This window comes from Kamptonema formosum PCC 6407 (assembly GCF_000332155.1).
Classification (GTDB): Bacteria; Cyanobacteriota; Cyanobacteriia; order Cyanobacteriales; family Microcoleaceae; genus Kamptonema; species Kamptonema formosum.
Map to the genome: position 1 here is coordinate 2157853 of NZ_KB235903.1, position 15575 is coordinate 2173427.

At 43.3% G+C, this 15575-nt stretch carries 10 protein-coding genes; 5 read left to right on the top strand and 5 right to left on the bottom strand.

The genetic code is table 11. The features are described from left to right. The first annotated feature begins 101 nt into the window (after positions 1-101). Together OSCIL6407_RS0114565 and cbiT are read left to right on the top strand one after the other, a co-directional pair. On the top strand, positions 102-1580 hold the full coding sequence (locus OSCIL6407_RS0114565) for an aminotransferase class I/II-fold pyridoxal phosphate-dependent enzyme (RefSeq protein WP_019487372.1): 1479 nt from the start codon (positions 102-104) through the stop codon (positions 1578-1580). A 226-nt stretch (positions 1581-1806) separates the two neighbouring features. After that, positions 1807-2400: a precorrin-6Y C5,15-methyltransferase subunit CbiT gene (gene cbiT, locus OSCIL6407_RS0114570; RefSeq protein WP_007354174.1), complete on the top strand. Its 594-nt coding sequence runs from the start codon at positions 1807-1809 to the stop codon at positions 2398-2400. A gap of 73 nt (positions 2401-2473) precedes the next feature. On the opposite strand, the gene OSCIL6407_RS0114575 is transcribed toward cbiT, so the two are convergent. Continuing rightward, complete coding sequence (locus OSCIL6407_RS0114575) at positions 2474-3037, bottom strand: cold shock domain-containing protein (protein ID WP_007354175.1); 564 nt, start codon at positions 3035-3037, stop codon at positions 2474-2476. 427 nt (positions 3038-3464) lie between these two features. Here OSCIL6407_RS0114575 and OSCIL6407_RS0114585 point away from each other — a divergent pair, with 427 nt between their 5' ends. Continuing rightward, entirely contained in the window at positions 3465-7469 is a 4005-nt protein-coding gene (locus OSCIL6407_RS0114585) for a hypothetical protein (RefSeq protein ID WP_007354177.1), read from the top strand. A gap of 55 nt (positions 7470-7524) precedes the next feature. Continuing rightward, the gene (locus OSCIL6407_RS0114590) at positions 7525-9027 is read left to right on the top strand and encodes a hypothetical protein (protein WP_007354178.1); all 1503 of its coding nucleotides are present in this window, start codon (positions 7525-7527) and stop codon (positions 9025-9027) included. 119 nt (positions 9028-9146) lie between these two features. Here the strand turns inward: OSCIL6407_RS0114590 and OSCIL6407_RS0114595 are convergent, their stop codons facing one another. From OSCIL6407_RS0114595 to OSCIL6407_RS0114605, 3 genes are all read right to left on the bottom strand, one after another. Further along, entirely contained in the window at positions 9147-9764 is a 618-nt protein-coding gene (locus OSCIL6407_RS0114595; protein WP_007354179.1) for a CP12 domain-containing protein, read from the bottom strand. A gap of 128 nt (positions 9765-9892) precedes the next feature. Then, on the bottom strand, positions 9893-10882 hold the full coding sequence (locus tag OSCIL6407_RS0114600; RefSeq protein WP_007354180.1) for a pentapeptide repeat-containing protein: 990 nt from the start codon (positions 10880-10882) through the stop codon (positions 9893-9895). A gap of 157 nt (positions 10883-11039) precedes the next feature. Next, positions 11040-11879 carry a pentapeptide repeat-containing protein gene (locus OSCIL6407_RS0114605; protein WP_007354181.1) on the bottom strand — a complete coding sequence of 280 codons (840 nt, stop codon included), beginning with the start codon at positions 11877-11879 and terminating at the stop codon, positions 11040-11042. A 340-nt stretch (positions 11880-12219) separates the two neighbouring features. On the opposite strand from OSCIL6407_RS0114605, the gene ilvD reads away from it, so the two are divergent. Beyond that, on the top strand, positions 12220-13905 hold the full coding sequence (gene ilvD / locus OSCIL6407_RS0114610; RefSeq protein WP_007354182.1) for a dihydroxy-acid dehydratase: 1686 nt from the start codon (positions 12220-12222) through the stop codon (positions 13903-13905). A 321-nt stretch (positions 13906-14226) separates the two neighbouring features. On the opposite strand, the gene mnmA is transcribed toward ilvD, so the two are convergent. Then, positions 14227-15285: a tRNA 2-thiouridine(34) synthase MnmA gene (mnmA, locus tag OSCIL6407_RS0114615; RefSeq protein ID WP_007357106.1), complete on the bottom strand. Its 1059-nt coding sequence runs from the start codon at positions 15283-15285 to the stop codon at positions 14227-14229. Positions 15286-15575: the final 290 nt, after the last annotated feature.

Consider the following 15575-nt stretch of genomic DNA (forward strand, 5'->3'; position numbering starts at 1 on the left):
CGTGTAATGAAGCAATCCCAAAACCTTGTTACATCGTTACAATACCTAAGTCCTGTAGATTAAAAGGATTAAGCGTGTCAGGTATAAAGTCTCAAGTAAAAATGCCTTTACTAGATGCCTTACGAGATTGTACAAATAAGTCCAATGCACCATTTTATGCACCTGGACATAAGCTGGGGGTAGGCATATCAAAACCCCTTTCGGACTTGTTAGGAATAGCGGTATTTAGAGCAGATTTGCCGGAGTTACCAGAGTTAGATAACCTATTTGCTCCCGAAGGTGTAATTTTAGAAGCGCAACAGTTAGCTGCTGAGGCATTTGGTGCAGAATTTACTTGGTTTTTAACCAACGGTTCAACTTGCGGAATAGTAGCTGCAATTTTGGCTACTTGCAGTCAGGGAGACAAGATTATTTTACCTCGAAATATCCATCAATCGGCTATTTCAGGTTTAATTCTTTCTGGTGCAATTCCAATTTTTGTTAATCCTGAATATGATGCTAATTGGGATATAGCTAACTGTATTACACCGAAAAATTTAGCAATTGCTTTAGAACAACATCCCGATGCTAAAGCGGTGATGGTAGTTTATCCAACTTATCACGGCGTATGTGGAAATTTAGAGGAGATCGCGCAACTTACACATCAATATCATATTCCTTTATTAGTAGATGAAGCGCACGGCGCACATTTTAATTTTCATCCAGATTTACCAAGAACTGCCTTAAGTTGTGGTGCAGATTTAACGGTACAATCTACTCATAAAGTTCTGGGTGCGATGACTCAGGCTTCTATGTTGCACGTTCAGGGAAATTATATTAATATCTCTAGACTAAATAGAGCCTTACAATTGGTTCAATCTACCAGTCCTAGTTATCTACTTTTAGCATCTTTAGATGCAGCTCGTCAGCAAATGGCACTGCATGGAGAAGAGTTAATGACGCGAACTTTAATGTTAGCTGAGACAGCGCGATCGCGCCTTAGTGAAATTCCAGGATTATCAGTTTTAGAACTTTTAAATACTCCTGGTTTTGTTAGCTTAGATTCAACTAGATTAACTGTTAAAATCTCAGATTTAGGATTGAGTGGCTTTGCAGTTGATGAAATTCTCAATGAAGAATTAGGTGTGACTGCTGAATTACCAATGTTAAAGCATTTAACATTTATTATCAGTCTGGGAAATACAGAGTCAGATATCGATCGTTTAATTGAAGCTTTTATGACTATTTCCCACCGAAATTTAAGCAGGAAAAATGTAAAAAGAAACGACAATCAACTAGAAAAATCTCCCCATCTCCCCCTCTCCCCATCTCCTCCTCTCCCTCTCTCCCCCTCTCCCCATCTCCTCTCCCCGCGCGACGCTTTCTTTGCAACGGCGGAGGTGGTATTAGTAGATAGGGCTTGCGATCGCATCAGTGCTGAGCTCATCTGTCCCTATCCCCCTGGAATCCCAATTTTGATTCCCGGTGAAATCATCACCCAGGAAGCGGTAGAATATCTACAAGAAGTCTTGATTTTGGGTGGATGTATAACAGGATGCAGCGATCCAACCCTCAAAACGTTTAAGGTAGTAAAAGATTAATTATTAATATTTCTACACTATCAAAGTGATAGAATTATTCACAAAAATCTATAGCACCCCTAGCATTACTCTTGATTTTCTTAAAGAGAGTGTCTTTATGAGTTAGATAGTTCTTCTATATTCTTCCCTAGCCCCTAACCCCTTTTTCTATATTTATCCCTAACCCCTAACCTCTAACCCCTTCTTTCCCTAGTCCCTAGCCCCTAGCCCCTAGCCCCTTCTTATTATGCTTTGGCCCTATGTTACCCCCGGTATTTCTGATGATTTATTTGAGCGTTTACCCGGCATTCCGATGAGTAAGCGAGAAAGTAGATTGCTGTTAATTTCCCATTTACGTCTGCAAGCAGACTCGGTGGTTTGGGACATTGGCGCGGGGACTGGAACGATCGCAGTTGAAACAGGTTTATTATGCCCTAAAGGTCAAATTATTGCCATAGAACGCGATGAGGAAGTAGCGAGTTTGATTCGCAGAAATTGCGATCGCTTTGAGCTCAAAAACGTAGAAGTAATAGAAGGTAGTGCCCCAGAATGCCTTAAAGATTTGCCCTCTCGCCCTCACCGAGTTTGTATTGAGGGAGGTAGGCCACTTAAAGTCATTCTCCAAGAAGTTTGGCGGTATTTGCAACCCCAAGGTCGAGTTGTTGCTACTGCGGGAAATTTAGAGAGTTTGTATGCTCTTTCTGAAGGGTTTGCAGAGTTACAAGTTCGCAATATTGAGGTGGTGCAGTCGGCGGTTAATCGTTTGGAAACGCGGGGGATTCATCAAACTTTTGCGGCTGTAGATCCCATTTTTATTCTAAGTGGGGAAAAGTTGGATTAGATGCGCGATCGTGTAGAGATGGGTTTGCGATCGCAGACAATCTCTTTATTCTCACTTAATTGGGCTGGTGACACTACCTTGGGGCTCTGCGCCAGCCTGCTGCTACCGCTTCTGATTCAGAGCAGAACCACTTTTCTCCTTTTGCAGAATCAATGATTGTTCCATCGTAGTCCTCCATCCCTGGAACGTGATAAAACTTATTCCCTGTGGAAATCGAGATGTTACCTTTGATAACACAGTTTGGTTTTATAATTGATGTAATTGGCATAGGGGAACGACTAGGGAGCGACTGCATCTGAAAAAGCCCAATGGTAACTATAACCCCAACGCCAATAGTAGTTTCGAGCAACCCACCTTTCTTTCTTTTCCGTTTAGCTGGCGAAGTCTTGATTTTCTGTGTAGTTGAAGATTGAGAAATAACGCCTTGAATTGAAGCATCAGAAGCGCAAAATTTTCCATCCGTTCCCCTTGTCAATTTATAGAAAATTGTGTCTCCAATTTTTGGGCGGCGACCCTTTGTTTTTACGGCACTGATATGCAAAAATACTTCTCTACCACCTGCGCTAGGTTTAATAAATCCGAAGCCCCTATCATCATTCCACTTTATCAATTGCCCCTTCGTCAAATCAAATTTCATGGAGAACCTCACCGCTGACCGACATTTATTAAATAACAGCCACATTAGATAGTAGACTTTACTGGATACAACTTTTGTTTGTCAAGCTTTACTCCTCAGACTCAATTTTAGCTTTCCAAGCTTTAAGCTTAGCGCGAATTGCTTATTGCTCAGCTTTTGGAGGCATTGCTGCAATTTGGGCAAAACGTTCGTGGTTACGATCTTCCCAGTATTGCTGAATTTCTTCTGCTTGCTGTAAAACAATTTGATATTCTGCTTCGACTTCAAACGGTTGTCATGTCTATCGCCTCCTAGAAATTATCTCCATATTACCTCAAGATCAAAATAGAGTTGCAACACTCTTGGTATTAAGAGCGATCGATAATTTCTTATTTTGTTAAAAACTGCTGTAAACTGGAAACAAACCAAATCATAAAAGCTAGAACTGATGTCCTCCCCACCAAGTCAGCCGAATGAAATTGAGTTGATTGTTCAAGCTTCCCACCCGCAATTATTAGCCGGTCTAGATGCTTGGCTGCATCTGGGTTTACTCTCAGAAACTCAGGTCAAACAACTATGCTACAAATACCTAGTATGTCGCCTACCAGAACCAGCCGCCGAGCCTTTTAGAATTCCTACAGTAACAACAACGCCCCTTTTACCTGCTAACATCACTCCCCAAACACAGGTAAAATCTCCGGCTACTCCCAATTTTATTACATCAGTTTTGCAGTCACTTATGGCAGAACTCAGTGTAGTTTGGTTGTTATTTTTAGGAGTATTTTTAGTAGTAATATCCTCTGGAGTTCTCGCCGCTTCTCAGTGGGAGCGTTTTCCTGCTGCTGGACAATATGGAGTTTTACTAGGTTATACTTTGACATTTTGGGCTATTAGCACCTGGGTTAGTAAACAGAATAATTTGCAATTGACAGCTCAAACTTTGCAACTGGTGACGCTGTTGTTAGTACCGATCAATTTTTGGGCAATGGATACCTTTGGACTATGGCAATATCCCTTAAATTGGGTAGTAGCATTAGTGGCAGCCTTAATTCTGACATTTATTACTTGGAAACTCGTTAAAAAGCAATCGGAAAGACAACAAGAAACCAATAAATTAACTGCAATCAATCATTTAGCTTTGAGTTATTTGCATTCAGGCTGGATATTACCGGGAGGAGCATTAATTGCTGTTTATTTGGGGACAATTAGCACAGCTATTATTACATTCTATCAAACTCGTCAGCCGAAATCAACTCTAAGAGAGGGAGAGGATGTAAGCCAAATATTAGCTTTAAGAACCGATTTTCTTCCTTCTAAAAAAGCAGCTTTAGTAGTCTATGCTTTGGCAATCTTGCTAGGAAGAGCCATATTTGTTAAAGGTATAGAAATCAATCAATTGGGTTTAGCGTTGGGTATTTGTGGGGCGCTTTTAGCGTGGCTAGACCAACAACAAAAAGGTGATTTATCTGCCCAGCCTACTCCTGCAAAAGTATTCAACTGGGAAGCAGTGGGAGGCGCTTTATTGGCTATCGGCTGGTGGGTTTCTATATGGGATATTCCAGGTCAAGCGATCGCAGTTAGCGGCCTAGCCTTATGGTTTTTTAGTAGTCGCTTAGTTCGATTCTGGCGACGGATTGATTTGTTAATTTTATTTGGGATTGGACTTCAGGCAATTTTGCTATTTTGGCGGCTAATTCCCTTTGAATTTAAAACACAAACTCTAGCTATTTTAACTCAACTCACTAATTCTGAGGAAAATCCTTGGACATTGCTGAGCCTAGCGCTATTTCCTTACCTAATTTTAACAGTTAGTTTAACACAATGGTTGTATCGTCAGCGACAGCCTCAACTTGCTGGCTTTGGAGAAGGAATTGCACTTTTTTTCGGGATAATTTTAACGATTATCAGTTCGATCGAACCTCTCCTACTAACTCTGAATTTACTATGCTCTACCTTAGTTTTAGGATGGGTGACATGGCAATATGCGATCGCAGATAATTCTAATCAAGTTTCATTATCTACACCTAATCTCACACCATTAAGTCCTAACATTGAAATCCCCGTTTACCTAACTCACATTATCGGCTTGTCAACAATATTTTCTGGGATACACCTATTTTTTCCCACTCTCAATCAAGCCCTATGGTCAATAATCATGCTATCAATAATGCTAGTAGAATGGGGATTATTTGTCAAAGCAAATGCCAACGTAGAAACAGTGAGCGATTTTAGGCTAAATCTACTACCTTTAGCCGTCAAAAGTTGTTGGCACTTAGGATTAGCTTTAGCTGGATTGAGCTTTATTTTATTAACCGATTATTATGCAACGTCATACAAAAGTTCTCTAAATTATCTGGATTGGTCTTTGTCGTGGCTAGTAACACCTATAGCTTTAACTACTGTTGGCAAATACACAGATTCACGTCAAAGAAGGACAGCAATCGTATTAAGTACAATTGCTTTGCTAGCTGTTCAAGTTCTGACGCTAAGTTCACCAGGAAATCGATTAATTAGTTTAAGCATAGCAACGGGGTTGATGTTAATCAATACTTACTATTTACCCCTATCTTCTTTAGCAGTAACTACCATAGGATTTGGGCTAACTTTCTGCGGTAGTTTACTTTTAGAAGGAGTGCTAGGATTTCCCAGACAATCAGCATCAGCTTGGTTAATAGTAGGTGCGATCGGGCTTACCAGTTTGTGGCTAATTCGCGATTTTTTAATTGGTACTACCAGCGTTAGAGAGAGGGAAAATAACCAATTACCACTCCAGCAAATTTACGCAAAAGCCGCAGATAATTGGGCGATATTAATCTGTTGCTTATTATTAGTAAGTGTAACAATTCACTCTTTTGGTTTGTACGGAAAATTCACTTATATTACTTTTAGTCCATCAATTCAAGCTATTATTACACTCCTTGTAACCATAGCAGCTATTGCTTACCGTAGCTATCAACAACCTTCACATTGGGCAATTTACGGATTAGCTTGGGCGTTAGAATTACTAACAGCAGAAATATTAGGCTTTACAGACAGTCAAACTGTTTATTTAGCAATTGCAAATATCGCCTTGGGTTTAGTTACTCAACTGTTAGGAGATTGGTGGAGAAATAGAGATCCAAATCGCGACATTTTCCCTAGTATTCATATTATACCATTGCTTTATGGTACATTGGGATTAATGTTGCGATCGCACACTTTCACCAGTTGGACTGGCTTAACTTCTTTAGGCATATCCTTAATTATTATCGGCGTTGGTAGAAGGAAACCAGAATTCAAACCCCTTGTTTATTTGGGAATAATTGGCATTTCCCTTTCTGCCTGCGAATTACTAATTTATCAACTCAGTCAATTATCAGGCGGCGCTATTGGCGATGGATTAATTGCCTTAGCAACTCTGGGTACTACGATTGTCTATGCCTATCGTCTGCTTTATCCTTGGTTAATTAATTACTTGCGCCTTACCCCCCAAGAAATAAAAAATATTGCTCACATCCACTGGATTAGTAGTAGCTTACTCCTAGTTGTAGCCTCAGCTAATCCCATTCAATCAGCGATGTTTTTAGGATTAGGAACTGGCGCTTTTCTAGTTCAATATGCAATTTTTCAAGGTCGCAATCATCCTTATCCTCAATGGGGAGAAGCCTGGGTTTACATCGGTTGGATTGAAGCATTTGCTATTAGGCTTTACTGGCTGAATACACCTGTATTCCGCTTGATTACGGGGCCGCTATTTTTGTGGAAAACTGCGATCGCATCAGTAATTGCCTATTGTATCTACATCCTACCTTGGGAAACTTGGGGTTGGTCAAAAAAACCTTGGAAAGTAGTCGCATTTCTCCTACCAATAATTGGCATTGCAGAAAGTCGAGGTGAATTTCACCTTCTTAGTTTACTAATAACAGCCGCCTTCTATATCTTCCTAGATTGGGATAACAACCAAATCCGCTTTACTTACATTAGTTCCCTACTTATTGACTGGGTACTTTGGCGCTGGTTCGATCGCATAGGATTAACTCAGCCAGAGTTATACGTAACACCTTTAGGATTCACTTTATTATACATTGCTCAAGTAGATCCTGAACTTAAATTACCTCAGCAAAAAGATACTAGACATCTATTGCGAATGGTAGGATCTGGATTAATTTGCGGCGTAGCTTTACTAACTCAGCACGGCAATGGTTTAGTGCCAGGAATGTTTAGTTTAGCAGCACTTTTAGCTGGCTTAGGCTTGCGAATCCGGGCTTTTCTTTTCATTGGTAGCGTAGTGTTTTTAATCAATGCTTTCTATCAGTTAGTAATTCTAATTTTCGACTATCCCTTTATTAAATGGGTAATCGGTTTAGGCTTTGGGATTGTTTTTATCTGGATAGCGGCCACTTTTGAAACGCGGAGAGATCGGATTTCCGCTTTAGTCCAAAATTGGATTAACCAGTTACAAGCCTGGGAATAGTTTGTATAAAAGCTCACATCATAGTATAATGGCAGTGAATAGCAAGGAAAATTAAATGACTACACAAACTCCAGCTCTCAGCCTACCCGTTTTAGAAGAATTAAACTCAGAATCACCCAATATATGCGGTTTTGAAGCAGAAATCAGTGCCACAGTTCAAGAAAATCTGCCAGTATTTTTACCCAGCACAAATTTACAATTCAAAGACATTGCGGCGGGATTTGCCTGTGCTTTACATATGCACCAACCCACCGTACCTGCGGGAATTAATGGTTCCTCAATCAGCAATCTCCAGTATATGTTTGAACATCCCGGCCAAGGAGACAACCATAATGCAGAGGTATTTGCCTATTGCTATGGCCGGATGGGAGAATTTATTCCTAAATTGATTGCTGAAGGATGTAATCCTCGAATTATGCTTGATTATTCAGGTAATTTGTTGTGGGGATTGCACCAAATGGGCCGCGAAGATATACTCAACAATCTCAAACGAATTACCTGCGATCCTCAGTATCAACCTTATGTAGAATGGTTAGGGACGATGTGGAGTCACGCCGTTGTTCCCTCTACCCCAATTCCCGATATTAAACTACAAATAGTCGCATGGCAACATCACTTTGCTGCTATTTTTGGCTACGATGCTTTGAAGCGAGTTAAAGGGTTTTCTCCTCCAGAAATGCACTTACCAAATCATCCCGATACCCTCTATGAATATATTAAGGCTCTGAAAGAATGCGGCTATCGTTGGCTAATGGTGCAGGAACATTCAATCGAAAATTTAGACGGTTCGTCTCTGCAACAGGATCAAAAATATATACCCAATCGTTTAGTCGCCCGTAATTCCTCTGGCGAAATAGTCAGTATTACTATCTTGATTAAAACCCAAGGTTCTGATACTAAATTAGTCGGTCAAATGCAGCCCTATTATGAGGCAAAAGGGCGGAACAAACAACAAATTGATAACATTACTATTCCCTCTTTAGTTACTCAAATTGCTGACGGGGAAAATGGCGGTGTAATGATGAATGAATTTCCTAGTGCTTTCTTCAAAGCTTGCCATGAAGTCCGCGAACAAGGCGGCGGAAAATCAGGCGTTGTCGCCCTTAATGGCACTGAATATTTAGAGATAATTGAAGCAGCAGGCGTGAATCCTGACAATTATCCCCCTTGTCAAGCAGTTAATCAACACAAAATATGGCAGCGAGTTTCGCCGGAAAATGCTACGCCAGAAGCAGTAGAAAAAGCGATAGAAGATTTGAAACAAACAGACCACAATTTTCACATGGACGGCGCTTCTTGGACAAATGATTTGAGTTGGGTTAAAGGATATGAAAATGTTTTAGGCCCCATGACTCAACTCAGCGCTGCCTTTCACAAAAAGTATGACCCTTTATTACAGCAAGATTCTTCAGTAACTAAGCAACCTGAATATCAGCAAGCTTTGATGTATAACTTATTACTTCAAACAAGCTGTTTTCGGTACTGGGGACAAGGAATGTGGACTGATTATGCCCGTACATTTTATCAGCGCGGTGAGGCTTTAGTGGGATTAGTTTAAGAGTTTTTGTAACATAGGTAAAACCATTAGTAACGCCGCCCGGAAAGGCGGTGACTTGACCGCCTTTCCGGGCGGCGTTACGTTAAGCGTGGGTAAGTCCTGTTACTGCTTATAAAGCTTTAACTCTCGTACATCCGCGCTTCTGCTGCCTCTGGATTCTCCTCACAATAGAGATCGAATGCCGTCTTTTCAATCTTTATGGCTCGCTGGTGAGAAGCTTCAGCTTGCAATTCTTCCACAATATCCCAAGCAACAGCACACTCTTTAGAAGTAGCGCCTTTCTCTCTACAAGCCGTTCTTGCATCTTCGATCGCCTTCTCGATTTGTTGTTCTAGTAAAACACTTTTTGGTTTAGTCACAAAATCACTTTTATTCAGAATATCAGTGATTGAAATTATCCCCACCAGCGTATCTTTAATCACAGGAGCGCGGCGAATCCGAGTATTGGCAAACAGACGAGCCACATATTCCACGCCTAACTCAGGATTTACCACAATACAGGGCTTAGTCATAATCTCATAGACACGAACATTTGCCGGGTCTTTTCCAAAAGCTGCTACCTTGTAAACAATGTCTGTCTCAGTCACTATCCCGTAGGCATCCTGCTCGTGGCGGCGTTCAACAATCAAGGCACGCAAACATAGATCGTTCATCATCGCCACCGCCTCAGCTACTGTTGCCGAACCACGAATGGTGACTACTTCTGTAGTCATAATATCTTCCGCTTTCATCATCATTAGCTTTTCCTCTAACCTTATTTACTCCAGCTTATTCCGAATCTGGACTCACTAAAAATATTGTTTGTAGGACTTACACAAAAACAAGGTATTTTTGTCATCGAGAGCAAGTAATCCTGAGCCTGCCCTTATTCGCAAATATTACCATTAGGCCAGGTAGCGCCATTCAAATTCGTATCCTGCAAGTCTGCCCCCTCAATAGTAGCTCCTCTAAGACTGGCATTACGTAAATCAGCTCCTCTTAGCACCGCCTGTGAAAGATCCGCCTTCCAAAAATAAGCTCCTTCCAGGTTCGCATCGCTCAAGTCCGCCTCGTGTAAAATAGCTAAATTAAAATTAGCCGCGCTCAAATCTGCCCGACTCAAAATAGCGCCAGATAAGTCAGCCCTCATCAGAATTGCATAACTCAAATTAGCTTCATTAAGATTAGCCTCCTTCAAGTTAGCTCCATTCAGAGCCGCATCCTGCAAATTCACCCGTTGTAATTCTGCACCGCTGAAGTTAGTTGCTGTGAGGTTGCAGGCGCAAAAATTCGCATCTTTAAGTTTTGCCTCGCTAAAATTAACTCCATTCAAGTCCATCCCGTGAAAGTCAACATTCACCAAATGAGCTTTACTAAAGTTGATGCCCGTAAGATTGGCTCCATCCAGTACAGCTCCGCTCAATCTAGCTCGGCTCATATTGGCCCAACTCAGGTTAGCTCCTGTGAGCTTGGCATAGCGCAGATTAATCCCGCTCAGATTCGCGCCGCACAGATTCACCCCTGACAAGTTAGCAGAGCGTAGGTTTACCCCCGCCAGAGTCGCTCCGCTGAGTTTCGCTCCCGTAAGTTCCGACTTGACTAAAAAAGCTCCTCTGAGATCGGCTTTTGTCATGTCGGCATTGGTGAGATACCCTTTCCCTAGCTTCACAAAACTCAGATTGCTGCTGTAGAGGAAAGCGCCTGAGAGGTTAGTTTCGTATAGAGATGCCCAACTCAAGTCTGCTCCGGCTAAAGACGCTCTTGCTAAGTTTGCCCCCTCCAAAAATGCCCTTGTTAAGTTTGCGCCCATCAGATTTGCTTCAGCAAAATCTCTTTGTCCCGATGCGTAGCGATCGAGCAGTTCTCTAGCATCCATCTGCGCTTCCTCCTAAACTCTTAGCCAGTGCAGGCGCGGGTAGTCCTACTTCTGGCATAGCACATAATTTGTGCAGAAATAAACTCGCAGCAATAAATACAAAAAGTAAAAACTCCTAATTGTAATTTTTTAAAGAATTTCCATTTTTAAAGGACTCCTAATCATAGGTAGTACCGTTGGGCATAATTGCCCTTCTCATATCTGCATCCCGGAAGTTGGCGCGATCTATGTTCGCGTCAATCAAAACTGCTTCTACTAGAATCGCCCCGCTTAAATTTGACCAATTCAATTTGGCTCGGTACAAATTAGCTCCGGTCAAATTAGCTCCGCGCAAAGTTGACCAACTCACATTTGCTACTCTCAGGTTTGCTTGAGTCAGGTTAGCATCGCTGAGGTTAGAACCGATCGCGATCGCTTGCCGCAAGTCTGCCCCGCTGAGGTTAGCACCGTTAAGGGATGCGCCGCTGAGAATTGCCTGAGTGAGGTTAGCTCTCTCTAGAACTGATTCGTTCAAAAGAGCGTTTGTGAGGTTTGCTCCCTTGAGAGTTGACCAACTGAGAACTGTTTTAATTAAGTTGGTGCGGATCGTGCTTGCTTCCGTTAGGTTGGCTGCAAATAAATTTGCTCCCGTTAGATTGGCTTCTGTCAGGTTTGCTCCGCTTAAATTTGCTTTGCTCAGGTTGATATCTCTCGCCATTGAACCCCGCAAGTTAGCCCCAGTGAGATTAGCTCCGCTCAGGTTAGCGTTTGTGAGGTCAGTACCGATGAGGTTAGAGTCGCTGAGGTTGGCTTCGCTCAACTCAGCCCCGATGAGTTTCACCTCTCGCAGGTTAGCTCCGATGAGTAATGCTCCGCTCAAGTTGGCTTTTTGCAGGTTTGCCCGACTAAAGTTGGCATCGCTCAAGTCTACTCCTTTGAGGTTGCAGCCCATCAGGTCGATTTCGCGAAAATTTCTTTCTCCGGCCGCATATTGCCTCAGAATTTCATCGGCCTCCATGTCATTTGCCTCGTAATTTTTTCAGTTGGATAAGACTTAAGCCAAGACTTGCTCGTAACCCCGCCCTCTGAGCGGTTTAGCAACTAGCCTTACTGTAAGCGTAAGTCTTATTGGAGAGTCGTGGGTATTGTAAATCACAGAGATTATCCCAGATCGGCACAGATTCTGGCTCCAACTTGTGATTTTCAGGGGTTATTGGCGATACCCAAGACTATCTCCTCTACGGCGATCCAAACTGTCAAGGATTCTGAGACAATTAATCCTAGATGTCAGTGTTGACTGTTGAATGTTCGCAGGCTTCGGTCAACTGCCGCCAGTGAACAGACAAAGGAAATAGATCATGTCGGAAAATTTTAGAAGCCACGTTGTTACTCAAGGAACTCAGCGATCGCCTAATCGAGCGATGTTACGGGCCGTCGGTTTTGGCGATGGGGATTTTACTAAGCCGATTGTAGGTGTTGCCAATGGGTACAGCACGATTACTCCCTGCAATATGGGTTTGAACGATTTGGCCCTGAAGGCGGAATTTGGGGTGAAGCAAGCGGGCGCTATGCCCCAGATGTTCGGTACGATTACGATTAGCGATGGTATTTCTATGGGGACTGAGGGGATGAAATATTCTCTGGTTTCTAGGGAGGTGATTGCTGATTCGATTGAGACGGTTTGTAATGGCCAGAGCATGGATGGGGTGCTGGCAATTGGCGGCTGCGATAAGAATATGCCGGGGGCGATGATTGCGATCGCCCGCATGAATATACCTGCTATTTTCGTCTATGGTGGCACGATTAAACCGGGGCATCATAATGGTTCGGATTTGACTGTTGTTAGTGCTTTTGAAGCTGTTGGTCAATACAGTGCTGGCAAAATTGATAATGCAGAATTGTTGGAAGTTGAACGCAAAGCTTGCCCTGGTGCGGGTTCCTGTGGAGGGATGTATACTGCCAATACGATGTCTTCGGCTTTTGAAGCAATGGGGATGAGTTTGCCCTATTCTTCGACGATGGCTGCTGAGGATGCAGAAAAGGCTGAAAGTGCTGAAAAATCGGCGATGGTGTTGGTGGAGGCGATTCGATCGCAGTTACTTCCGCGCCAGATTTTGACTCGCAAGGCATTTGAAAATGCGATCGCGGTGATTATGGCGGTAGGTGGTTCGACAAATGCAGTGCTACACCTGTTAGCGATCGCCAATGCCGCTGGCGTAGAATTAGTTATTGATGATTTTGAAACGATCAGAGCTAAAGTCCCAGTGCTATGCGACCTTAAACCTAGTGGTCGCTATGTCGCTACAGATTTACATCAAGCTGGTGGCATTCCGCAAGTGATGAAAATGCTCCTCGATCGCGGTTTGTTGCACGGTGATGCTCTTACAATTACAGGTCAAACTATTGCCGAAGTTTTGGCAGATGTCCCTGCGGAACCTCGCTCTAACCAAGACGTAATTCGCCCTTGGAATCATCCCATGTACGCCCAAGGACACTTGGCAATTTTGAGGGGAAATCTGGCAACAGAAGGTGCAGTTGCTAAGATTACTGGTATTAAGAAAGCAGTAATTACTGGTCCAGCACGGGTATTTGAATCTGAGGAAAACTGTTTAGATGCAATTCTAGCAGGAAAGATCAAAGCTGGAGATGTGATTGTCGTCCGCTATGAAGGGCCAAAAGGTGGGCCGGGAATGCGGGAAATGTTGGCCCCAACTTCGGCAATTATTGGTGCTGGTTTGGGCGATTCTGTGGGGTTAATTACTGATGGACGCTTCTCTGGTGGGACTTACGGAATGGTTGTAGGTCATGTCGCACCGGAAGCCCAAGTTGGAGGCGCGATCGCACTTGTGGAAGAGGGAGATTCTATTACAATTGATGCCCCTGGTCGTTTGTTGCAAATTAATATTTCGGATGCAGAATTAGAGCGGCGACGCGCTAATTGGAAGGCTCCTAAACCCCGCTATACTGTTGGCGTATTGGCTAAATATGCAAAGTTAGTTTCTTCGAGTAGTGTGGGGGCTGTCACCGATTTAGGTTTGGGTTGATGGTAATGGGTAATTGGTAATTGGTAATGGGTAATGGGTAATTGGTAATTGGTAATTCAGGACTTACGACCCAACTAAAGAAACCGGGTTTTTTGACGAAAATACTTCGTTGTTACCACAGATTCTCTCAAAAACCCGGTTTCTAGAGCCCCGAAAATCCTGCAATATCATGTCCGGTTAAATACTTGTCATTGCGAGCGAAGCGAAGCAATCCCAACACCTTGTGATTGCTTCGCGGAGCTCGCAATGACAGATCGTAAGTAATTTGCCGGACATGATATAGTTGCTATGACAATACCCCTGTCTTTAAACCAGGGATTGTCAAGAACCTTGACTTTCAATAATTCCGCCGCCTAGTAAAATATCTCCATCGTACCAAACAGCCCCTTGTCCAGGGGTAATACCAAACTGCGGCTCATCAAAAATCAACTTTACCCTAGCATCTGGCAAAGGAATCACACTCACCGGTACAGGGTGCGATCGATAGCGAATTTGTACCTCCGCCCGGATGGGAGCTCCTGGTTCCGCGATCGAAACCCAATTTACCCGATTGACAATACACTCATTTTGTGCAGCAGAAGCGCGATCGCCCACAATTACCCGATTTCGGGCCACATCCAAACCAATCACATAAAGCGGTTCCGCCCATGCAATCCCCAAACCCTTCCGCTGGCCAATCGTGTAATGTTGAATCCCATCATGTTGGCCCAACACGCGCCCATCTTTGTCAACAATGTCACCTTTAAGCGGCGCAATATACTTATCCAAAAAGGCCCGCATGGAACCATTACTTTCCACCAAGCATAAATCCTGACTTTCGGCCTTATCAGCAGTCTTCAACCCAAACTCAGCCGCAATCCGCCGAGTTTCTGTCTTCGCAATATCCCCCAAGGGAAAGACAGAACCCGCCAGCATTTCTTGTGTCAAATCGTACAAGAAATAAGACTGATCTTTCGTAGAATCCACAGCCCGCCGTAATTGATAGCGATCTACTGACCCATCGTAACTAATCTGAGCGTAGTGACCAGTCGCAATCTTCTCAATTCCCAACTTTTCGCGAGCATAGCGCAACATCGGGCCAAACTTCACAGTCCGATTGCATTGCGAACAAGGTAGCGGCGTAATTCCCGCGCCGTAACCCTCCACCAAATAATCTACAATACTTGCTTGAAACAGATCCCGGCTGTCCACAATCTCATGAGGAATGCCTAATTGTTCGCAAATCTGGGCCGCATCAACCATGCCCTCAGAGCAACACTGACCCTTACCCTTCATCAGCCACAGAGTCAATCCCACCACCTCATAGCCCTGATGGTGTAAAATTGCGGCTGCTGTCGAACTATCTACCCCACCAGAGAGGCCTACTACAATTTTGTTCATGGTTTGAATCCCTAATAGGGATTTAGACAAGCAGTCGAATCCCTATTATAAACTATACGACAGAAGTTACTGATAAGTCTAATAAGCAAGCCTACGATCGCACCAATCGCGGAGGAACGCCGGATGCCTTTACTATCGATTATATTACATAAATACTACAATTGGCTGTTAGTGCTCTTAGGAGTAAGTTTAGCAATAACACCTGCCGCTAGTGGCGCGATCGCAGAGCAGGGGAGCGGGGGAGCGGGGGAGCGGGGGAGCGAGGGGAGCAGAGGAGCGTGGGAGCGGGG